This window comes from Planococcus chinensis, assembly GCF_020071995.1.
In the GTDB taxonomy this organism is placed as follows: Bacteria; Bacillota; Bacilli; order Bacillales_A; family Planococcaceae; genus Planococcus; species Planococcus chinensis_A.
This window is the reverse complement of record NZ_JABWTK010000001.1, coordinates 59,073-80,219: the sequence shown is the minus strand read 5'-3', so window position 1 is coordinate 80,219 and position 21,147 is coordinate 59,073. Positions and strand designations below refer to the sequence as shown.

Below are 21,147 nucleotides of genomic sequence, written 5' to 3'. Positions count from 1 at the left end.
CATTCGAAAGTAAACAATAGACTGAATGACGCTCAGCTTTTTAGTTACAGAAGAAAAGCGACACCTTTGGGTAGCCTCCACGCTAAGGATCCGAAGTGAAAGCCGGCGACTCCTGCGGGATAGCGAAGTGCCGAAATCCACTCGGGACGTAAGTTCCGAGTTAGTTCGGCGCGAGCCCGCGGAACGCGTCCGGCTGTAACGGAGGATCCGGGATATCCAAATAGTATGTTGTTTTAGCTCTCATACATAAAAATCCTTTTGTCTACAAGCACAGTGCTGAAGCGTAAAAGCTTTAGCACCTTTCTCATTTAATAGAGTTTATTCAAACAACCCACGTTATCGTTTAAAATATTTCCAATAGTTCATTGAATTCATCAATAGCATAGTCGTAATCTTCCACTTCGCCGAATCCGTATTTCGCAAAGACAAAAGGAATGCCCGCGTCTTTGGCCGCTTTCCGGTCCCCCACTGTATCTCCGACGTACACCGGATCTTTCAAGCCGTTCCGCTCAATGATTAACTTAATGTTTTCTCCTTTTGACAGCCCGGTTCGTCCCGGGTTCTCAAAGTCCTGGAAATATTTGTCTAATCCGTGATAGTCATAGAAGGCTTCGATATAGCCTTCCTGGCAATTGCTGACGATGAACAATTTGTATTTCTTCGACAGGGCAATTAGTACCTCTTCCAGGTTGTCGTAAAGGATGCCGCCCCGTTCGCTGATAAAATCGCCTTCGATTTCTCCGCAGGATTGAATGATTTCATTGTGCATTTCGGCATTCAGATGCGGGAACAGCTTTTGCATGATTTCATGCATCTGGAGCCCCATCGTTTCTTTCAAATGCTGCTTTGTCAGCGTATGATCTATTTTGTCATTCTGTTCAATCGCTTTGTTCCAAGCCATGACGACGGTTTCTCTTGAGTCCCATAATGTGCCATCCAAGTCAAAAATGATGCTGTCCATTAAACCCTCTCCTCTGAACTGATATGACTCCATTCTACCCTTTTCTGCCAAGTAAACCAAACCCTGTGCCACAGCGTAAATTCTTCGTTCTTTTCAGTTGAATTGGGCTCTTTCTTTTATGTATGATAGCGAAAAGCATTGATTTGCAGAGGAGGAGCCGAATGCCTTATACCGATGCACCAAAGAAGTCTGGACAAGAATCAGTACACAATCAGGAACTGCTGGTTGAGCTTTACGAAAAGTACGAACGCCTCGTCTACTCCTTTGCTTACCGGATTGCAAAAGATACGGACATTGCCGAAGTGGCGGTTCAAAAGGTTTTCATGAAACTTTGGCAATCCCACCACTCCGCCCTAAAAGATAGTGAAGATTTTCTTTATCAGCTACTCGCTTTGACACGCAAAACTGCTCTTGAAGTATTGAAGGAAGGTATTGAAGCAACTGCTTCGCCGGAAGAACTGCCCGAATGGCAGGAAAAAGGAGCAGCCCTATCAAACTCTTTGCTGCATTTGACTGCGAAACAGAAAAAACTTTTGCGCTGGTTCTACTTTGAAGGTTTGTCTCAATACGCCATTGCCAAAAAGTTGAATATTCCTCAAGGTACGGTCCATCTCCATATTCGTGAAGCCATTCAGCAGCTGCGCCCTCCCGGGGAAGACGAACGGGAAAAATCCCGTTGCATCATGATTCAGAAATTGCCGGATTACTTCAATCTTCAGATGGCTCAAACGGAAAAAGAGGCTTTCGAAGAGCATCTCGCGGCCTGCATAGGATGCCAGACCGAACTTGCCGAATGGGAAGCATTAACTGAACAGCTCCCTTATTTATCCGAACTGCAACAACCGCCAGCCGGCATGAAAGAACTTGTGCTGACAGCTGTCTTTGGAGAATCTGAACCTGCGCCGCCTCCGCAGCAAACCAATTGGCTTCCTGCACTAGCAGCTGTGGCAGTTCTGTCGGTGGGAGCGAATACCTATCTCGTCTCCCGGCTGGCGAAAAAGAAAAAAGCCCGAAAAAGAAAAGCTTTTCGGAAATGAAATAAACCCCGGATCCCGCTCTCGTTGCGAGCATGGATCCGGGGTCTTTTATTTTTTACTTCCCTTCAATCCGAGCCAAGCACCGACAGCGACAATTCCTACTAGAACACTCCAGAAAGTAATCGTCCAAGCGAACGAATGCGGAAAATCATGGGGCAGGACATGGATTTTTTCATGGGACAAGGTCATGACCAAGAGCTTTACGCCGACCCAGCCCACGATGATGAAAGCGGCAGTCTCCAGCTGCGGATAAGTTTCAAGCAGCTGGACGAATTTATGCGCCGCAAATCGCATGATAATGACGCCGATCAATCCACCGCTTAGCATAACGACAAAAGGTCCTGCATTGATGCCCCCGATATTCGCATCCCCGAGATGCGGCAAGGTCAGGGCCAAAGCAACAGCAGCCAGCATTGAATCGACGGCAAAGGCAATATCCGCCAATTCAATCTTGAACACGGTGGTCCAAAATCCGGAGCCCTTTTTCACTTTCAGGACCGTATTTTCCCCCAGCCCTTTCCGATGATCGTATATATACTTAAACGCAATGAATAAAAGGTAAGCCGCTCCCAGCGCCTGAATCTGCCAGACGCCCACCAAAAGCGTAATCATAAAAAGAGCAGCAAACCGGAAAACAAATGCGGCAGCCAGCCCGTAGAACAAGGCTTTCTTCTTTTGTTCCCCTGGCAAGTGCTTAACCATCACGGCCATGACCACCGCGTTGTCCGCAGCGAGAATTCCCTCCAGCCCCACCAGAACGAGCATCACCCAGGCATATTCCAATAGAATTGCTCCCATTGCTTTTCCTCCTGCCGGTTTTGGCATGTGGTTTCATACTGATTAGTGGCGTCCTTTAATCTACTAAATTTCACTTCCCTAAATACTTCATATGATATACCGATACAGGCAAATGACAACAAAAATCTTATAAAAAAGAATAAAAACCTTAAGCGAAATTTGCGTCCCATGGAAACTTCCGCAACAGAAAAGCCTGTGCACGGATGGCCAATCGCCGCCGTACACAGACTTTCTTAAGTGCTTAAGATTTTAATGACCTGCCGGGAAATGTCATGCGTATTAATGGCCGACTCCACTTGTCCGGCTTCTGCGCAGTCCATAAATTCCTTTAATTCGTAATACATCGTTTCATACTCCTGTGGAATGGAAAGGTCTTCCGTCCGGCCGTCGCGGTATTTAATGATGACTTGGCGCGGGTCGCTGATCTTATTGATTTCGATGACGCCTTCTTCGCCCTGGATTTCGCACGGCACATACGAGTCGGTGATTTTCGAATACATGACGATTGCTTCAAATTCTTTGTAAGCCAGGATCATGCTGCCTTGTCCGTCTGCTCCCGTCGATAAGGAATAGCTATTCGCCAGGACTTTTTCCGGTTCGCCGACAAGATGGATGATCGGCGCGATGCAATAGACCCCGAGATCCATTTTTGCACCGTTGCCGAATTCCGGTTTAAAGGCGTTTTCAATGATGCCTTCTTTGTACTTGTCGTAGCGGGAAGAATACTGGTTGAAATGGAACACAAGACGCCGGATTTGACCGATCTTGTGCAGGTTCTTTTTCAAGTTCAAGAAAGTCGGCGCAACGGTTGATTTCATCGCTTCCATATATGTAGTTTGGTGTTTTCGGGAAGCTTCCATAATGCGCTCCATCTCCGCTTCAGAAATCACCGCAGGCTTTTCACACAGTACATGAATGCCGTGCTCCAACGCTAAAAGGCTTTGTTCCACGTGGAACGAATTAGGAGATGCAATGTAAACCGCATCAATTTTCCCACTTTGAAACATCTCGGCCATATCCGTATAGACGGCTTCCACGCCATATTTTTCCGCAAACTCCCTGCCCCGTTCTTCTGTCCGGGAATAAACAGCCCCTACACTAAAATCAGGCAAATCTTTTGCCGCTTTAAGCAGCCGGTCGGTAATCCAGTTTGTTCCGATAATGCCGAATCTCATAGCAATCCCTCTCCCTTTAACAACACATAATAATTAAGTATAAATTATTTTAGCAGCTGCGTCTTTCATTGTTGAAAACTGAAACAAAATTGGGTCTTAATTTTCTTCCAATCGTTGCGCCTCCACCTTTTTAATTAGGTTGTAAGGAAGTTTAAGCGCTAAACTGCGCCGGATTGCGAACATACGGACCGTCACCACCATAAAAACAGCGAGCGTAAGTTGAAGCGGCGTTGTCCAGTCCATCCAGACATAAAACCCGCAGAGCAAGGCCAACACTGCATGAATTTCTTCTTTCAATGCGAGGGGTTTCTTTCCCGCCAATAAATCACGGATCATACCGCCGCCAAGTCCGGTGAACATGGCCGCCACTAGCATCAAACCCAGGTGGCCGTCAATGAGTTTTACGGTCAGCGCGCCTTGGATGGCGAACGTCGCCAGCCCGATTGAATCAAAGAACAACCCCCACCTCTTCCAGTGCTGTGTCCATTTTAGCGGCAGCATCACAATCACAGCGAGCGTTAAGAACACAATTACAATGGTTTGGGTATCCCAAGTAGCTGATACCGGAGCGCCAATAAGAACATTTCTGATGGTTCCTCCTCCGAAAGCCGTCGTTAACCCCAATACAAATACCCCAACAAAGGAGTATTCCGCTTCAATTGCTACAAGCGCTCCGCTTGCTGCATATGCTGCGATTCCAATAATGAGCAATATTGTCCAATACAATTCAAGTCCTCCTTTTAAAAAACAAAACCACCATTCATCGGGAATCGCTTCCCTGACAAATGGTGGTTAGTTAATAGCACATATGTACCTTATCCCAATCCAACAATCCTTATATGGTATTCATTTCTTGTTCCTGGCCAATCGGCCGGTCGAAAACAAAAACAGAAATTACTTCGTCGTTCTCCACATTGATATCTGTAAATAACCTTTCAAACTTAGCCCCTACCAATTCTTCCATTTCCACTGGCCGAATGTGATTGTACAGCTCCTTGATCATCTGGGTACGAGCCTGCCAAATCATATTCTGTCCATTCTCATTTTGAAGAATAAAATGTTCCACTGCACTTAGGCTGCCACTCATATAAGCGATGGCCCAATTCTTTTGAAACGTAACTTTTATCTTTTCAGGACCTTTTCCGATATGTTTTTTCCGGTAGGACCTGACTAAATTCGCAAATTGCTGTTCAGTCTGCTGCTGTTTGGATGGCGAAATAATCCCAACCTTCTTTCGTAAATACATCATTTTTCCATTTAAATAGTATAGCTACTCTATTATGTTGAAGCAAGTTTTTTGAACCGAATCGCTTCTGACATATAGGAGCTTCACTAGAAAAGCATCCACCGCCAAAATAGACGGTAGATGCTTTTAAATGGATTTCCGTTTTATTGCCCTGTGTTTCGTCTGCCTTGTTCTAGCGCTTGATCTCTGCCAATACTTTTTCATACATCTCGTCAGTGCCGATGCCCGTCAGAAGCGGAACGCCGTCAATGACCTTGTCGCGAATTTTATCCGGCACCAACGTTGTTGACAGCACCACATCGTATTCATCAATCCGGCTGATTTCGTCGCTGACCTTAGACTGGTAGATTTTCACTTCCTGGCTTAAATTGTTTTCTTTCAGCCATTCTTCCACTTTTCCCTTTACGACGGTCGATGTCGCAATGCCCGTTCCGCACATGATCAATAGTTTTTTCATTTAAACCCTCTTCCCTTCTACTGTTTCATCTTCATCTTTCAGTTTTTCCGCATCCGGATGATCGCGTCTCGGCTTGATCTTGTTCTGGTAAATCAAGCCGAACAGAATGAGCAGCCCGAGTGCCGACATGCCGTACCAGCTGAGGATTTTCGGAATCCATACGAATATGAAGGTCGTCCATACCGCTCCGTCAATCAACGAGGAAATGCTCGTGTTCTCCCCCATATCGAAGTTGGAGGCGATGGCCGCTTCTGTAAACAGCGGCGCAATCCAGGTGGCAATGTACAAGCCGATTCCGATATAGATAGCGCCGCCGATTACGGTCCGGATGATATTCCCTCTGAAAATCGGCACCATCAAACAAATCAGGAATGGAATCGAAGCCAGATCGGCAAACGGCAGAACGGAGTTTCCAGGCAGCAGCACCGCCAGGAAAATCGTAATCGGAATCAGCAATAACGCCGAAGACAAGACCGCCGGATGGCCGATTGCCAAGGCACTGTCCATGCCGATGTACAAATCTCGGCCCGGGAAGCGTTTTTTAACAAATGCCCCTGCCGCTTCGGATACGGGTGTCAACCCTTCCATCAACAGCGCCACCATGCGCGGCAATAACACCATGACAGCACCGGTCTGGATAGCGAGCTGCAGGATGCCCGGTATGTCATAGCCCGCCAGAATCCCAATCAGGATACCAATTAGCACCCCGATGATGGTTGAATCCCCCAAAACGCCGAGCCGTTTCTGGATGGTTTCGGGATCTGCCTCCAGTTTGTTGAAGCCTGGAATCCGGTCGAATACCCAGTTCATCGGGATTGCCAGAAAGGCCGACGGCGCGGAAGTCCCGTGTGGAAACGTGATGTTCTGGAAGCCGTAAAATCGCTCGATGTATTTTGCCAATACGTCCGCCATGAGATACAGCAGCAGCAAATGCACAATGATGGTCAGAATGCCGAGCCAGAAGTCGTTCGTCAAAGCGTAGACCAATGAGCCGGTCAACGCGACATGCCAGAAGTTCCAGATGTCGACGTTCAAAGTTTTCGTCAGGCCGAACGTCAATAGCAGGATATTGACGCCGACGCCAAGCGGAATTGCCAGGCTGCCAAGAGACGTCCCATATGCAATCGCTGCAGCTGCAGGCCAGCCTACATCGATTGTGCTCAAGTTAAATCCGAAGTTGTCGACCATCGCCTGTGCTGCCGGCCCGAGGCTGTCCACCAGCAACCCGATGACCAAGTTGATTCCGACAAATCCGATGCCGACGATGATCCCGGCGCGGAGAGCCTTCCCCGGTTTTGTTCCAAGAGCCAGTGCAAAAATAAAAATTAAGATTGGCAGTAAGACCGTAGCACCCAGATCAACAAACCATTGCAGAAACCCCATCGTGTTCCCTCCTTAATTCAATTTTATTTGCGTTTCAAGCGTGTTTTGCGTTTCGCTTCTACGCTTTGCTGGCGATCAGTTCATTCAGCCCTTCTGCATCTTTCACGCCGGCTAATTGCGAGACCGTTTCCGGATCCTGGAACAAGCCGACCAGTTTTTGCAGCGTCTCCAATTGGTCAGCCGGGTTTTTCAACGCCAGCATAAACACCAGTTTCACTTCCACTTCCAAGTCTCCCTGCCCCATGGCCGTAAATCCCACCGGATTTTTTAAAGATGCAAAAGCGATTTTCGATTCGTTGACCATATCCCCGTCGGTATGCGGAATTGCAACCCCGTGAGGCTGAGTCGGCAAACCTGTCGGATAGGACGCTTCCCGCTGAAGGACACTGGCTACAAATCCTTCTTTTACAAATCCTTTATCCAGCAATTTGTTTCCAAGCAGCTCCAGCACTTCTTCCTTGGAAGCGGCATCAATATTGATCAACGCCAATTCTTTGTCTAATTTCACGTTCACTCCCCCTCCTGTTTGTGTAAATGAGTTCAGCGTCTCTAAAAATGTTCCGTTCGATTACAATTGTTCCAACACGGCACATTTGATGTCACTTACATTATAAAAGCGCTTTCATAAATTAGCAATAAAGATTTGCAATATTTAAAAAACAATAGAAATAAAAAACGATCTTTTCTGCTTTGATTCCAGAAGGATCATTTTCTTCATCTATAAAATTTATTGCGCTACCCAATGCAGGTCTTTCATATTCACGGCCAACAAAACAGTGTTGCCCTTTGAAATGCCCTGTGCTTGCTGGCCGGAAAGGCTGCACTCCAGCTTCAGGCCCCCCACCTCTACTTTGCATGTATAAAATCCGTGGTTGAACCGCAGGTCTTGGACGATGCCTTCAAAATTCCATCGACCTTCTCGGCTGGGTTCAGCATTGCCATTCATCAGCTGCAGCGTTTCTGCCCGAAGAATCAAAAAAGCCGGTCCGGTTAAACCGGCACCAGCCGCCGGAAAATCAAAGCCTGCGGATGGTGCGGAAAACCGGCCTTCCGCGATTGTGCCCGGAACGATATTTTTCATCCCTAAGAACGAGGCAACTTCTGCAGTGGCAGGCCGCTCGTACAGCTCTTTAGCGGTACCGACTTGCAACAGGTCCCCTTCGCTCATAATTCCGATCCGGTCTGACAGATGAAACGCTTCTTCGCGGTCATGGGTCACAAAAACCACTGTGACCCCGAGCTCTTTCTGGATGCGGCCGAGCAATTCCCTCATTTCTTCCCGGAGACTCGGGTCCAGCGCACTGAACGGCTCATCCATCAGCAACAGACGGGGATCTGCGACGAGAGCACGCGCCAGCGCTACCCGCTGCTGCTGGCCGCCGCTCAGTTCATTTGGAAAACGGCGGCCGTACCCTTCCAGCCCAACATGAGAAAGCATATTGCGGGCGCGTTCGATGCGTTCCTTTTTGCCGGCTTTCTGCATTTTCAGGCCGAAGGCGACATTGTCTTCCACCGTCATATGCGGAAAAAGCAGCGGCTGTTGGAACACCATGGCAAAGCGCCTTGCTTCCGGAGGGACCTTTGTGAGGTTGGTGTCTCCCGCCCACAGCTCTCCTTTGTCGGCTTCGAGCAATCCTGCCACTAATTTCAACAGCGTCGTCTTGCCGCAGCCGGAAGGGCCAAGCAAGGAAAAAAACTCACCTTCTTGGATGGCCAAATCAACCGGCTTTAAGGAAAACGCGGGGCGCCCGGTTTGTTGAAGCGATCCATATTGTTTTTCGATATTGACGATGCGCAACTCACTCACATTCTCACTCCTCCACTGCTTTTCCAATCCCTGTTTTTTTATTGCGGTAATACCTTTTCAATGCGAAGTCCAGAGCCAGTAATGTCCCAATTGCCATAGCGGCAAATAGCAGGGAATAAGCCGAAGCAATCGCCGGATCTCCGCCGCTGATAAATGGAAACAGCAGGATCGGCAAGGTCACCACCCGGCCGCTGCCGATGATAAATGTGATCAAATACTGGCTTAAGGAAATCAGGATGCTTAAACTGGCTCCGGCTGCAATCCCCGGCAGCAAATGCGGCAGCACGACGTGGTAAAAACGGGAAAATGCGCCGGCTCCGAGCATCCGTGCCTGGTCTTCCCAGTCGGTCGACAAGGTGTTGTAGCTGATAATGACCGCTCGCACGACATACGGCAAGGTCGGTGAAATATGGGCCAGAACAACACCCAGCATGGTCTCAGTCAATCCGATCCGCAAAAACGTCAGATGGATTCCCATGACCGCAACAAATGGCGGAATGACAATAGGAGCGAAAATGACAGCTTCCATTAGCCACTTCCCTTTTATCTGATAGCGGGCCAAGGCATTAGCAGCAGGCACAGCAAGCACTACATTAACGGCAGTTACAATAAGCGCGATCAGCAGACTCACACCGATTGCCCGCAAGGCATCCGAACTTCCGAACAGCACGTATTCCCAGGCCCGCAGGCTGAATGATTCCGGCAAGACATTTGGCCATTGCCAGCCATAAGAGACGCTGGACAAGATCAACGGGATAAATGGGAAAACGATGAAGGCGAACAGGAACAGGAACAAAAGAGCTTTTATAAAGCGTGGAAAGCCTTTCATCAATCCCACCCCTTCAGCACATTCCAGCGTTTGCTGAAGTAATAGACCACCAGCCCCAACAGAACAGTCAGTGCCGCTAAAATGATATTGACCGCCAGCGCTTCCGGCCGGTCAGCCAGCGTGCCGCTTGTATACAGCTGGTACGAATACACCGGCAGGACGCTTGGATAAGTGACGCCCAATAAAAAAGGAACTTCAAATGCAGAAAAAGTAAAGACAAACACAATAAATGTGGCAATGGTCCAGGCAGGCATCATCACCGGCAATACGATATCACGGACAAATTCCCAGCTGCCCGCCCCGAAAACGCGTGAAACATCACGCCAAGACCGGTGAATCCGTGCGAGCACCGGGTACACCATCAATGCGATGAACGGGGCTTCTTTCCAGGCATATGCCAAAATAATGCCCCATCCAAACGAATCGTTGACCAGTACAGGAAAATCCGTTATTTCATCGACCCAGCCAGCGGATGCTGCCAGTTTCGACAAAAAACCGCTTTGCATAAACAATAAAACAATAATATAGCCTCCCACGAGATGCGGAATCGTTAGAGGCAATTGGAACAGGCGCTGCCAAAACCGGGAGCTCCGGCCTTTTTCAGAAGCCTGCAGCATAAACAGCAAAACCGACATCGCTGCTCCTAAAAGAGCGGCGATCACCGAAGACAATGCAGCGATCCGCAGAGTGGTGGCCAGGGAATCCCAAAATGCCTCAGAGTTCAGCAAATCCCGGTACGCAGCAACTCCAAAACTGGTTTCGCCGATTGCCGGGAAGTAGCCCAGGCTTTTCAGGAAACCATCAAAAAGCCCCCCAAAAAACAGGAGGACGATGGTTCCAACGGCTGGAAACAGCAAGAGATATGGTTTAATCTTTTGCAACATTTTCCATCCATCCTTTTTCGATGATCTCGATGTAATCGGATGAAAGTTCAGGGAGGCGCTTTTGCTCCAATTCTTCTATCGGCAGTGTCGCAGCGCCTAAATCGACATCATTTATGGCTTGCTGCTGTTCTGCAGACAACTTTTCAAAATTCAAAGCGGATAAATCGCCCCAGTTTTCAGGGGACAGTTTCGCTGTCTGTGCTTCAGGAGACATCATTTCGTTGATGGCCACCATCGCACCTGCTTTTTGGGAGGAATTGAACGGAATCGACAAATAATGGGTGTTTGCCAATGTTCCGCCATCCAGTACATAAGTGCGGGTCGATTCAGGGAATCGGCCTTTCAGGACTTCACTGGCTGCAAGCGCCGGGTCGTAGCTCATGGTCATCCACACTTCACCGCTCGCAAACAATTGCTCTTGCTTTGCCAGGCTTTCCGGATAGGTTTCCCCTTTGCGCCACAAATAAGGTTCGATGTCATTCAAATACTGCCACATCGGTTCCAAGCGCGTTTCCAAGTCGGCTATTTCAGCTGCCGGCTGCTGATACTGCTCATGCCCTCCCGTTGTTTCGTAGAGCACATGGCGGATAAACGCACTGCCTGTAAAATCCGGCAAAGCCGGATATGTGAATTTCCCCGGATTCTCTTTTGCCCATGCAGTCAGTTCTTCCATCGATTTCGGCGGATTTTTCACCTTGTCTTCATCGTAGACGAGGACAAATTGGGCTTTCCCCCATGGCGCTTCCAAACCTTCTACAGGCTCTCCAAAATCTGCTGCAATTTCAGGTGCCTCCGGGTCGATGTAATCCTGGAAATTAGGCAATTGTCCGCTGAAATCCCCCCACAACAAGCCATTGTCTTTGGCGGCTTTGAAATTCTCGCCGTTGATCCAAATGATGTCCATGCTGCCTTCAGTCTTGCCAGCTGATTTTTCGTCCACCAATTGATTGACGAAATCCTGGGCATCATTCACCGGCACCCGGTTCAATTCGACATCATGCTCTTCCTGGAGGCGTGGAGCCACCCATTCATCCAGGTAGCGGTTAATGTTTTCGTTTCCGCCCCACATATACATATTGACTTCCTGCCCGGCCGCTTCTTCGGTGACGCTTTCCCAGTCGCTTTTCAGCAGATTGTCCACTTCTTCCGCTGTGCTATTTCCCGTTTCATTGGAGCAGGCAGCGAGCGTAAGCGCCAGCAATCCTGAAGCCATGAGTGAAATTTTCTTCATTCGTCCACTTCCTATATTCTTTGATAAATTACGTTTTGCTTGCCGAGTTGTTGAGGCGGCTTCTCCGTTTCTGCACGGCAAGCGGAATGCCCGCCACAATACTAAATACTACAATGGCCAGAATCACAATTTTCGGATTGCCGCTGATAAAACTGCTGCCTAAAAAATTCAAGGCAAAAGTACCCGGAATGATGCCGATGACTGTTGCCAGTGCAAAAGAGATGAACCGGACCTTTGCGACCCCGGCTGCATAACTGACCAAGTCAAAGCTTAATCCCGGAAACAGCCGGAACAGCAGGACATAAAAAAAGCCGTTCTGTTCCATCTGGGACTGAATTTTCCCGGCATTTCCGGTCCACTTGCCCTTGCCCAGGCCGGCGCCCAATTTTCGGGCCACGAAAAACGACAGAAACGCGCCCAGCGACGCGCCGAGAACGGTATAGAGGGTGCCCATCCAGGCGCCGAAGGCCAAGCCTCCGGCGAGGGACAGGATTGAAGCTGGAAAGAACAGCAAAGGCCGGATGGTATATGCCGCAATGTAAATGACGGGCGCCCATAGCCCGAACGACAAAATCCAGCTGCGGAGGTTGTCCACATCAAACTGGAGAACCGAACGGCTAAACCAAACCGCCAAACCCACAGCAACAATCACTAACAGCCATTTTCCCGCCTTTACAGCCTTGTTCTTTCTCACGCGTTGCGGGTATGCGTTGAAATGCCGATGTAGCGGTTTCTCATTTCATTATAACGCTTGCGGTTGACTCCGGCATCTGAGTAGCCGACGCGTGAAGCGGAGCGGAATTCGATTTGCTGGGCTGCATCATTAAAATAGAATTCAATATCGTCTTTAAACTTCAATCCTTTCGATTTCGCAATTGCATGGACATAGTTCTCTTGAACTTGAACGATTGATACGCCTTCATAGCCTTTCAGCATGCCGATCAAGTTTTTCTTCGCCTCTTCCTTGCTGCCATTGTAAGGCCAGGCCGGAACAAATTTGTCCGCTTTGGCGGATTGGGAAGAAACCGCGTTCGGTGTTGATGGAACTTCTTTTAAGCGGCCGTTTTCCACGCCCAATTTCGGCTGGGCATTGTTTTTGATGGCCATGTTCGCGATGCCGATGCCGGCTGCTGCAACGGTTCCATAGATTCCTATTTTTTTCGCAGGAAGTTCCCCGGCTTTTGCCTTGTTGAAGGTTTTGACGACCGGCTGGTTCAATAGATTGTCGACATAGACTTTCTTGCCGATTTTCACCAGTACTTCGCTGTAGGTCGGATACGGATGGATCACGCCCGATAATTTGCCCATGTTGATGTTCAACGACTTGATGGTCTGGATTTGGCTGATGATTTCACCCGCGCGGTCTCCCAAAATGCTGGCTCCCAGGATATATCCTTTTTTGTCCAAAATAATTTTCACTTTGCCGATGCTGTCTTTTTTCGTATTCGCCCGGTCCAAGTCAGCATATTCGTGTTCATAAACCCGAATCGAATCACCGTGTTTCTCCCGCGCTTCTTCTTCCGACAAGCCGGATCTGCCCAGTTCCGGATCCGTGTATGTACACCATGTGACATGCTCGTAATCCATTTTTTTATTGATTGGCAAGATGGCGTTTTGTGTGGCTGTAATGCCTTGCACGTTGGCCATATGTGACAACTGGTAAGGGCCTGCTACATCGCCGATGGCATAGATCCCTTTGGCCGTCGTTTCCAGATGTTCATCCACTTGGATGCTCTTCGAATCGTATTGGACGCCCGCTTTTTCCAGGTCATATCCTGAGACATTCGCCTTACGGCCAAGTGCCACGAGCAAGCCTTCTCCGGAAACGGTCATTTCCTTGCCGTTTTTTTCAATGGTCAAATCGATGCGGCTGCCTTCCTGATTCGCTTTCACAGCGGTAGCTGAAGTATGGATCGTTACGCCTTCATCCACCAGGCGCTGCTGAATCATCAAGACCAATTCCTCTTCGTCTTTCGGCAGGATCCGTTCGGATTTCTCAACAAGCGTCACTTTAATGCCCAAACGGTTTAAGGCCTGCGCCATTTCGACGCCAATCGCGCCTCCGCCAAGAATGGTCATCGATTGCGGGAAAGATTTCTGCTTAAATATGGTTTCATTCGTTAAATAAGATACTTTGTCGAGTCCTTCAATTGGCGGAACCATCGGAGATGAACCTGTGGAAAGGATGATTTTCTTCGCTTCGATGCGCTCTCCGTTCACTTCCACTGTGCGCGGACCCACAAATTTCGCATACCCGTTGATAAAATCAATGCCGGATTGCTTCAACACTTCCGGAGATTCGCCTGAGTATACTTTTTGGATGATGTCCTGGATGTCTTTTAATACGACCGATGTATCGACTTTCAAATCGGGGGTGTATTTTTTTGCGTGGTGAACTTCTTCCGCAATATTGATCAGCGACTTGCTTGGAATACAGCCTGACCACGTACATTCTCCGCCTGGCAGGTTTTTGTCGATCAAGACGACTTTCTTAGAAAAGCCCGCTCCTGTAAATGCGGCTGTCAGCCCGGCTGCACCGGCTCCTATTACTGCGATGTCATACTTCTTTGCCATGTTTACCATTCCCTTTCTGTTTGTCAAAATTTATATTGTAAAACCATCATTCACGTTGCCGTGTTTTAGCGCCCTGCTATTTCAACACGTAAGCGCGATAGCAGGTTCGAAAGCCGAATCTGTTATATACTGGTCCTATCTTATTAACGAAAAGGTGAAGCAGATGCTCGATACACATGCCCGAAAACACGTGCAGCCACTGGTGGAAAAAACAGCTGATTTCCTTTTAAAAAGAGGATTTACTGCCGATGGCGTAACTAAAATCGCCTTCGTGATCGGGGTGTCTTCAGGAGCTTTCATTTACTGGGACCAGCCGGTTCTGGCGGTGCTCGTTCTGTGGGTCTCCGGTTACCTCGATGTCGTCGATGGCACCATGGCACGGAAAACCAAACCTTCCCCTTGGGGCACTTTGCTGGATATCAGCTTTGACCGGCTCGTAGAACTGAGCATCATTATCGGACTGGCGTTCCGTTTTCCGGATTCGATGTGGGCGCTGCTGCTTTTGAGTGCTTCCATCGTCGTCGCCATGACCGTTTTCCTGACAGTCGGCGCCTTGTCTGATAAAAAAGGAATGAAATCTTTTTACTACCAGGCCGGGCTTGCTGAAAGAACAGAAGGCTTTATTCTGTTTACCCTAATGATCGTTTTTTCAACACATTTAACGACATTTACGCTGCTTTTTTTAGCAGTCCAGATATTTACGATTGGCCAGCGCATGGCCGAAGCTAGGCGCCTTTTGAAGTAAAGGAGAGACACAAAGCATGAAGACATTAGTGTTGGTTGGAGGCGGACATGCACATTTGCACTGCCTTGAGCAGTTGAAAAAAGAGCCGCAAAGAGACTGGCGGGTCGTTCTGATTTCCCCTTCCCGCCATCAGTATTATTCCGGCATGTTTTCGGGCTATGCAGAAGGCATTTACCGATTGGACGACATCCGGATCGATCTGCAAAAACTTTGCGAACAAGTAGGCGCAGTCTTTCTCGAAGACCGGATTGCCGGTGTCGACGGCCGCAATAAAAGATTGGCTGGAACAAAAGGCGTTTACCCGTTTGATGTGGCCTCATTCGATGTCGGATCGCAGAGCGATATTCCGGCTGAATTGGTTGAACGGGTTTCCAAGATCAAACCGAATTACCGGTTTCCGGAAGCTTTGGTGAAGTTCCGGGAAGCCGCTTATCCGGTGATTGCCGGCGGTGGAGCTTCCGGAGTCGAAATGGCATTTTCCGTATTAGCCTGGAGAAAAAAGAACGGCTTGCCGTCCAATGTCACTTTGTTCAGTTCCTCTTCTTTGCTGCCTGGCCACGGGGCAGCGGCCAGCAAAAAAATTGAAGCGATTGCCAGGCGAAAAGCCTTGTCTTTTTTCACGGATGAACGAATTGCAGCGATTGATGAACACTCCGTATCAACCCAAAGCGGCCGAACCTATCCGCAATCAGATCTGCTCTGGCTGACCGGCCCAAAAAGCCCCGGCTTTTTTAAGCATTCCGGTTTGATGACAGATGCCGGCGGCTTTCTGCTCGTCAATGAATCCTTGCAGAGCCTCTCGCATCCAGACCTTTTTGGCGCCGGCGACTGCATTGCCATTGGCCGCTATCCTTCGCTGGCTAAAAACGGCGTCTATGCAGTCCGCCAAGGCTCCGTGCTTTGGAATAACTTGAGAAACCAGTTAGCCGGAAAAAAACTGGCTGCTTTCACGCCCCAGAAAAACTTCTTATCCATCTTGTCTACAGGCGGAAGTGAAGCTTTGCTAATGTACGGAAAACGGGCCGCCCACGGAAAACTTCCTTGGCTGCTGAAGCAGCGCCTCGACCAACAGTTCATGCAGCGCTTTAAAAGACTTTATAAATAAGCCAAACCTTCTTTATAGAAAAACAAAGAACGTCCGTACCGGTTTCCAATCCTCGGCGAACGTTCTTTTTGTCCTTTTTTCACTTATAAATTCTTTGCACTATGCCTTTTTCTCCATCACCGCAAAATAATTTTCTTCCCGGTCGGCGAAATTGAACACACGCCCAAATGGCATCTCATCGATTTCCCCAACGGTAATGCCCTGTTCTGACAGGCGGTTATGCAATTGATCGAGCTTGTCTGTATAAAACATCAGCGAAGGCGTTCCCAGGTTCAAGCCTGGCGACATGCTCGCGACAGCTTCTTTGTTATGCAGAACAAGCGTTGTGCCAGCTCCGCTATTCGGCGCAACTTCAACCCATCTCATGCCGCCTGTCGCCTGTTCTGCAACCACTTGAAAACCGACTGCCTCTGTCCAAAACCGTTTAGCCTCCTCCTGGTCATTGACATACAGCATCACTTGCCCAAGTTTATCGATCATTGGTTTCCCTCCTTCGTTAGTTGAACATATATATTCTGAATATTAAAACAACTAATCATCCATGTAAACACTTCTCGATGAATAAAAAAAGAACCTCCATCCCGAAAAGGAATGAAGGTTCATTTACGTATTATTTGCTTAGTACTTCTTCTTTCGCCATCGAAGCAAGTTCGTCTTCTAACTGAAGCGTCTCGGCTGTTGTTTTGTGGACTTCACGGAGAAGTTCCGGATTTTCCATCAAGGAAACGCCGTAAGACGGAATCATTTCTTTGATTTTCGGCTCCCAGCTATTGATTTGTTCTGGGAAGCATTTTTCAAAAATCTCAAGCATCGCATGCACTGCAGTTGAAGCTCCTGGAGAAGCACCAAGAAGTGCTGCAATCGATCCGTCTTCAGCTGTTACGATTTCCGTACCGAACTGAAGCGTTCCTTTGCCTTTGTCGGTGTCTTTGATGACTTGAACGCGCTGTCCAGCGACAACTACATCCCAATCTTCCACTTTGGCATTCGGGATGAATTCACGCAGTTCTTCAACGCGCTTTTCATTCGACAGCAATACTTGCTGAACCAAATACTTGGTCAAGGACATTTCTTTCGCTCCTGCTGCAAGCATGGTGAAGACGTTATTCGGTTTAACTGAACCAATCAAGTCCATGTTCGAGCCTGTTTTCAGGAACTTCGGAGAGAAGCCGGCAAACGGTCCGAACAACAAGGATTTTTTGTTGTCGATAAAACGTGTATCCAAGTGAGGAACGGACATCGGCGGAGCACCAAGCTTCGCTTTGCCGTACACTTTTGCATGATGCTGCTCGACGATTTCCGGATCTTTACAAACCAGGAACAGCCCGCTTACCGGGAAGCCGCCAATATGCTTGGATTCAGGAATGCCTGTTTTTTGAAGCAATGGAAGGCTTCCGCCTCCGCCGCCGATAAATACGAAGTCAGCGTTATGGTATTTGATTTTATCGTCAGCAGTGTCCAGCACTTTAACTTCCCATTTGCCGTCGCCGCTGCGTTTGATGTCTTTTACTGTGTGGTTGTAATTGATCTCCACATCTTGCTCTTTCAAATGCTCAAATAGCATTTTAGTCAATGCACCAAAGTTGACGTCTGTTCCGGAGTCGATTTTTGTTGCAGCAATCGGCTCGTCCACAGTCCGGCCTTCCATAATCAAAGGAATCCATTCTTTCAGTTTTTCAGGGTTATCGGAAAATTCCATTCCGTGGAACAATGGGTTTTTCGACAAAGCTTCAAAACGTTTGTTCAGAAAGTTTACATTGTCTTCCCCTTGTACCAGACTCATATGCGGAATAGACATGATAAAATCCTGAGGGTTGGCGATGCGTTTGTTTTTCACAAGGAAAGACCAGAACTGTCTTGAAAGCTGGAACTGCTCGTTGATATTGATCGCTTTTTTGATCTCAACGGTGCCGTCTTCTTTCTCTGGCGTATAGTTAAGCTCGCAAAGAGCAGCGTGGCCGGTACCGGCGTTGTTCCATTCATTGGAACTTTCTGCTCCTGCCTGTTCAAGCTTTTCAAATACTTTGACGTTCCATTCCGGTGCCAATTCTTTGATCATTGATCCCAAAGTGGCACTCATAATTCCAGCACCGATTAAAATAATGTCTTTCTTATTTTGTTGGTTGCCCATTATAACCTTCCTTTTCTACTCTATTGTTGGCAGATCGAATGCAAATCTTCCGGCTCAGGAAATTCCGAAAATGGCCAAAAACCGCACTTTTTCTGTCTTTATACTAACTACATCACAGCGAATGGTTATTATTTACGTATTCAAACATCTTCTATTATACGGGATTTGAATGGAAAAGTCCGTTTAAAAAACTCGAAAAACATAGAAAAACAAAGCCCTTTTCCACTTTTTCGGGAACTGGGCTTTGTTATCTTCTTTTAGGCGATAAATCGCTGGATGAGGCAGCTCAGCGATTTTTTGTTTTCAATTTGTTACTGCCGATGCCGCCGATTCCCTTTAAGCGTTCGCTAAAAATCATCTTTCTCATCGCCTTCATCACAATTTCAGTATTAAAGAAGGTCTCGTTGAAATAAAGCTAGTTCTAGGTACACTAAGGCGCAACCTTAAGTTGCAAGCTTGTAACCCTTTAAACATAATGCTTTTTAAAGCGCCAGAGTTTCCCTGTAAAATAAAACAAAGAGATTGGACAGCCCAATCTCTTTTTCCTTTTAATAAATACATTCGATATTCAAGATTGGAGTTGTTGTTTCGCAGTATACACCATTACTCGATTGCGGCCTTCTTCCTTTGCCATATAAAGAGCTTGATCTGCCTGGTTCAACAGCTGAAAAAGCTTTCCCTCCGGCTCATTCGGCATTTCCGCTACACCTAAACTCAAGGTGACAGAAATAGCTTCTTTCCCCATAAAGAACGGCTGGCTTTCTATGCCTTTACGAAGCCTGTGGGCTAGTGCCTCTGCTTCTTTTCTTGAATAAGCTTTCAAGGCCAGGACAAACTCTTCCCCGCCGTACCGGGCAAAAATCTGTCCTTCCGTCAATTGTGCTTGGCATACTCTCACTACATGCATCAGCAGCTGGTCCCCTATGGCATGTCCATACGTGTCATTGACCCGTTTGAAATGATCGATATCCATAAGTATGACGCTAAAAGGCATCGAGTTTTCTTTTGCTGCTTTGAATTCCAGCTCGCATTGCTGCAAAAAGGCACGGCGATTGTAGATTTGCGTCAGTTCGTCCGTGTAAGCCTGTTGCTCCAATTTTTCTTGAAGCTTTTTCAATTCGGTGATGTCTGTAAAAATAAGCAATTGCCCTTTTTTATTTCCAGATTGCTCGAGCGGTGAATTCCGGACTTGGAAAACTTGTTCAGATTGCGGGAGTTTCAATTCCTGGGTTTTTGCATCCGTCTCCAGCTTCAACGGAAACGGAGAGCCCGTCAATTCGACCCACAAAAGTTCAAAGTCTGTCCCGTACATCGTTTTGTTCAACTTCGGCCAATTGTGCCGACATGCTTGATTAAACTCAATGAGCCGGTTTGACTCATCGAGGACCATCACTCCATCATTGATGCTATTGAAAATCACATCTTTGGCAATCGGCATTATTGTAAACAGACGGGATGAATTGATGGCCCATAAATACAAGACAGAAGAAATCCACAGCACCATTGGCACCGGATCAATTCCAGGAGGCGCAACTCCAACCAAGTATAAAAAGGACGACGACATCGGAATCAGTTGTCCAAACGCCAACGCAACCAGCTGCAGCCGATACGTTTTGGCTGTTTCCCTCCACCGGAAAACCAGCAGCGAAAAAGCTGCAAACATGCATGCGAATGTAAAAATGCCGTGGACGGCGTACCACGGTCCGATTTCCTGGTAGATAAAAGGAATACCCAGTGCGGCATCAATTTCGAAAGACCGGTAATGCAAATGATGCCAGTCGTTCGTAGCCACCATAATGAAAGATATAAGCGGGATCAGAAGGAGGGCTGCGGCTCTTTTGCAAGTCACTTGGATACCAAGATAGTACATGATGAACAATAGGCCTAACGGGGAAGAAACCGGCATGCCGATATACTGGACCGTTGTCCAAAACTTCATCTGCCCCAAGTTGGCAGCCAATAAGCCCATAGCAGCGGCAAAGCAATAAATGCTGATGGATGCTGTATAAAGCATAAACAAGACGGCAATTTTACTGTAATGATGGCGTTTCAAGAAGACGTATAAAAATAAATACAAATTCAGCACACCGGATGTGCATATTAACGTGACATAGGTGGTCAATTGGGAAGTCAAGGGTCGCTACCTTCTTTATCGGTTACATTTTTCTTTTAATGTAGCACAATCCGAAAAGAAAAACGCCGTTTTTTTATGAATTAACCCAGGGGGAATTTGGAAAGAAGCAATGCAGGAATTTGGGGTTCTTTTCTTGAATAATACAGCAGCGTTTTTTTCAAAAACAGGTACAGTATAAAAACAAAGCGGAGGCGACATTCATGCAATTAGGTGCTTTTTCACTCAGTCTTAATGTAAAAGATATTCATGCATCCAAAGCGTTTTATGAAAAAATCGGATTTGAAGTATTCAGCGGCGATATCGATCAAAATTGGCTCATCATGAAAAATGGCAAAACGGTGATTGGTTTATTTCAAGGGATGTTTGAAAAAAATATACTGACGTTTAATCCAGGATGGGATGAAAATGCGCAGAACCTTGAGGCTTTCGAAGACATCCGCAGCATTCAAAAAAAGCTGAAGGCTGAAGGAATCCCCTTCACTACCGTGGTCGATGAAACAACACATGGCCCTGCCAGCTTTTCCATCGAAGATCCGGACGGAAATCCGATATTGTTTGATCAGCATCGATAAAAAATGGAAAAATGAAAAGGCAATCTGCATACCCTACAAGCAGGATGCAAATTGCCTTTTCTATAGGAATCTTGTTAA

Annotated in this window: 21 protein-coding genes; 4 read left to right on the top strand and 17 right to left on the bottom strand. The window is 47.5% G+C overall.

Translation table 11 applies throughout. From position 1 onward, the window contains the following. Window positions 1-343: 343 nt before the first annotated feature. Window positions 344-961: an HAD family hydrolase gene (locus HU147_RS00390; RefSeq protein ID WP_224074352.1), complete on the bottom strand. Its 618-nt coding sequence runs from the start codon at window positions 959-961 to the stop codon at window positions 344-346. Between the two features lie 161 nt (window positions 962-1,122). Between HU147_RS00390 and HU147_RS00385 the strand changes: the two genes are divergently transcribed. After that, the gene (locus tag HU147_RS00385) at window positions 1,123-1,998 is read left to right on the top strand and encodes a sigma-70 family RNA polymerase sigma factor (protein WP_224074351.1); all 876 of its coding nucleotides are present in this window, start codon (window positions 1,123-1,125) and stop codon (window positions 1,996-1,998) included. 48 nt (window positions 1,999-2,046) lie between these two features. On the opposite strand, the gene HU147_RS00380 is transcribed toward HU147_RS00385, so the two are convergent. The 13 genes from HU147_RS00380 to HU147_RS00320 all read right to left on the bottom strand — a co-directional run bounded on the left by HU147_RS00380 (window position 2,047) and on the right by HU147_RS00320 (window position 14,382). After that, entirely contained in the window at window positions 2,047-2,796 is a 750-nt protein-coding gene (locus HU147_RS00380; protein ID WP_224074350.1) for a TerC family protein, read from the bottom strand. Window positions 2,797-3,029: 233 nt separating this feature from the next. Then, entirely contained in the window at window positions 3,030-3,971 is a 942-nt protein-coding gene (locus HU147_RS00375; protein ID WP_224074349.1) for a Gfo/Idh/MocA family protein, read from the bottom strand. A 96-nt stretch (window positions 3,972-4,067) separates the two neighbouring features. Continuing rightward, window positions 4,068-4,697: a trimeric intracellular cation channel family protein gene (locus tag HU147_RS00370; RefSeq protein ID WP_224074348.1), complete on the bottom strand. Its 630-nt coding sequence runs from the start codon at window positions 4,695-4,697 to the stop codon at window positions 4,068-4,070. Between the two features lie 109 nt (window positions 4,698-4,806). After that, on the bottom strand, window positions 4,807-5,190 hold the full coding sequence (locus tag HU147_RS00365) for a DUF2294 domain-containing protein (RefSeq protein ID WP_440137282.1): 384 nt from the start codon (window positions 5,188-5,190) through the stop codon (window positions 4,807-4,809). A gap of 199 nt (window positions 5,191-5,389) precedes the next feature. Then, the gene (locus HU147_RS00360; protein WP_224074346.1) at window positions 5,390-5,674 is read right to left on the bottom strand and encodes a PTS sugar transporter subunit IIB; all 285 of its coding nucleotides are present in this window, start codon (window positions 5,672-5,674) and stop codon (window positions 5,390-5,392) included. Further along, window positions 5,675-7,057, bottom strand: a complete 1,383-nt coding sequence (locus tag HU147_RS00355) for a PTS galactitol transporter subunit IIC (protein WP_224074345.1) — start codon at window positions 7,055-7,057, stop codon at window positions 5,675-5,677. Window positions 7,058-7,115: 58 nt separating this feature from the next. After that, a complete protein-coding gene (locus HU147_RS00350; protein WP_224074344.1) occupies window positions 7,116-7,565 on the bottom strand; it encodes a PTS sugar transporter subunit IIA in 450 nt (149 codons plus the stop codon). Window positions 7,566-7,784: 219 nt separating this feature from the next. Continuing rightward, window positions 7,785-8,864: an ABC transporter ATP-binding protein gene (locus HU147_RS00345; RefSeq protein ID WP_224074343.1), complete on the bottom strand. Its 1,080-nt coding sequence runs from the start codon at window positions 8,862-8,864 to the stop codon at window positions 7,785-7,787. A 4-nt stretch (window positions 8,865-8,868) separates the two neighbouring features. Next, complete coding sequence (locus HU147_RS00340) at window positions 8,869-9,693, bottom strand: ABC transporter permease (RefSeq protein ID WP_224074342.1); 825 nt, start codon at window positions 9,691-9,693, stop codon at window positions 8,869-8,871. Then, on the bottom strand, window positions 9,693-10,577 hold the full coding sequence (locus HU147_RS00335) for an ABC transporter permease (RefSeq protein WP_224074341.1): 885 nt from the start codon (window positions 10,575-10,577) through the stop codon (window positions 9,693-9,695). Before HU147_RS00335 ends, HU147_RS00340 begins: the two co-directional genes overlap by 1 nt. Continuing rightward, entirely contained in the window at window positions 10,561-11,808 is a 1,248-nt protein-coding gene (locus HU147_RS00330; RefSeq protein WP_224074340.1) for an ABC transporter substrate-binding protein, read from the bottom strand. Before HU147_RS00330 ends, HU147_RS00335 begins: the two co-directional genes overlap by 17 nt. A 28-nt stretch (window positions 11,809-11,836) precedes the next feature. Then, window positions 11,837-12,460, bottom strand: coding sequence for a TVP38/TMEM64 family protein (locus tag HU147_RS00325; protein ID WP_224074339.1), 624 nt, complete (start codon window positions 12,458-12,460; stop codon window positions 11,837-11,839). A 38-nt stretch (window positions 12,461-12,498) separates the two neighbouring features. After that, window positions 12,499-14,382: an FAD-dependent oxidoreductase gene (locus HU147_RS00320; RefSeq protein ID WP_224074338.1), complete on the bottom strand. Its 1,884-nt coding sequence runs from the start codon at window positions 14,380-14,382 to the stop codon at window positions 12,499-12,501. A gap of 163 nt (window positions 14,383-14,545) precedes the next feature. On the opposite strand from HU147_RS00320, the gene HU147_RS00315 reads away from it, so the two are divergent. Both HU147_RS00315 and HU147_RS00310 read left to right on the top strand, forming a co-directional pair. Further along, window positions 14,546-15,127 carry a CDP-alcohol phosphatidyltransferase family protein gene (locus HU147_RS00315; RefSeq protein WP_224074850.1) on the top strand — a complete coding sequence of 194 codons (582 nt, stop codon included), beginning with the start codon at window positions 14,546-14,548 and terminating at the stop codon, window positions 15,125-15,127. A gap of 16 nt (window positions 15,128-15,143) precedes the next feature. After that, the gene (locus HU147_RS00310) at window positions 15,144-16,232 is read left to right on the top strand and encodes an FAD-dependent oxidoreductase (RefSeq protein ID WP_224074337.1); all 1,089 of its coding nucleotides are present in this window, start codon (window positions 15,144-15,146) and stop codon (window positions 16,230-16,232) included. A gap of 99 nt (window positions 16,233-16,331) precedes the next feature. Here the strand turns inward: HU147_RS00310 and HU147_RS00305 are convergent, their stop codons facing one another. From HU147_RS00305 to HU147_RS00295, 3 genes are all read right to left on the bottom strand, one after another. After that, on the bottom strand, window positions 16,332-16,712 hold the full coding sequence (locus HU147_RS00305) for a VOC family protein (RefSeq protein ID WP_224074336.1): 381 nt from the start codon (window positions 16,710-16,712) through the stop codon (window positions 16,332-16,334). A gap of 130 nt (window positions 16,713-16,842) precedes the next feature. Beyond that, the gene (locus tag HU147_RS00300) at window positions 16,843-18,363 is read right to left on the bottom strand and encodes a malate:quinone oxidoreductase (protein ID WP_224074335.1); all 1,521 of its coding nucleotides are present in this window, start codon (window positions 18,361-18,363) and stop codon (window positions 16,843-16,845) included. A 568-nt stretch (window positions 18,364-18,931) separates the two neighbouring features. Continuing rightward, a complete protein-coding gene (locus tag HU147_RS00295; protein ID WP_224074334.1) occupies window positions 18,932-20,497 on the bottom strand; it encodes a histidine kinase N-terminal 7TM domain-containing diguanylate cyclase in 1,566 nt (521 codons plus the stop codon). Between the two features lie 200 nt (window positions 20,498-20,697). Between HU147_RS00295 and HU147_RS00290 the strand changes: the two genes are divergently transcribed. Further along, the gene (locus HU147_RS00290; protein WP_224074333.1) at window positions 20,698-21,069 is read left to right on the top strand and encodes a VOC family protein; all 372 of its coding nucleotides are present in this window, start codon (window positions 20,698-20,700) and stop codon (window positions 21,067-21,069) included. Window positions 21,070-21,147: the final 78 nt, after the last annotated feature.

Bases quoted from the DNA above. Each gene is read 5' to 3' on its own strand.
- HU147_RS00390 (WP_224074352.1), bottom strand. From the start codon at position 961: ATGGACAGCATCATTTTTGACTTGGATGGCACATTATGGGACTCAAGA.
- HU147_RS00385 (WP_224074351.1), top strand. From the start codon at position 1,123: ATGCCTTATACCGATGCACCAAAGAAGTCTGGACAAGAATCAGTACAC.
- HU147_RS00380 (WP_224074350.1), bottom strand. From the start codon at position 2,796: ATGGGAGCAATTCTATTGGAATATGCCTGGGTGATGCTCGTTCTGGTG.
- HU147_RS00375 (WP_224074349.1), bottom strand. From the start codon at position 3,971: ATGAGATTCGGCATTATCGGAACAAACTGGATTACCGACCGGCTGCTT.
- HU147_RS00360 (WP_224074346.1), bottom strand. From the start codon at position 5,674: ATGAAAAAACTATTGATCATGTGCGGAACGGGCATTGCGACATCGACC.
- HU147_RS00355 (WP_224074345.1), bottom strand. From the start codon at position 7,057: ATGGGGTTTCTGCAATGGTTTGTTGATCTGGGTGCTACGGTCTTACTG.
- HU147_RS00340 (WP_224074342.1), bottom strand. From the start codon at position 9,693: ATGAAAGGCTTTCCACGCTTTATAAAAGCTCTTTTGTTCCTGTTCCTG.
- HU147_RS00335 (WP_224074341.1), bottom strand. From the start codon at position 10,577: ATGTTGCAAAAGATTAAACCATATCTCTTGCTGTTTCCAGCCGTTGGA.
- HU147_RS00330 (WP_224074340.1), bottom strand. From the start codon at position 11,808: ATGAAGAAAATTTCACTCATGGCTTCAGGATTGCTGGCGCTTACGCTC.
- HU147_RS00320 (WP_224074338.1), bottom strand. From the start codon at position 14,382: ATGGCAAAGAAGTATGACATCGCAGTAATAGGAGCCGGTGCAGCCGGG.
- HU147_RS00315 (WP_224074850.1), top strand. From the start codon at position 14,546: ATGCTCGATACACATGCCCGAAAACACGTGCAGCCACTGGTGGAAAAA.
- HU147_RS00310 (WP_224074337.1), top strand. From the start codon at position 15,144: ATGAAGACATTAGTGTTGGTTGGAGGCGGACATGCACATTTGCACTGC.
- HU147_RS00305 (WP_224074336.1), bottom strand. From the start codon at position 16,712: ATGATCGATAAACTTGGGCAAGTGATGCTGTATGTCAATGACCAGGAG.
- HU147_RS00300 (WP_224074335.1), bottom strand. From the start codon at position 18,363: ATGGGCAACCAACAAAATAAGAAAGACATTATTTTAATCGGTGCTGGA.
- HU147_RS00290 (WP_224074333.1), top strand. From the start codon at position 20,698: ATGCAATTAGGTGCTTTTTCACTCAGTCTTAATGTAAAAGATATTCAT.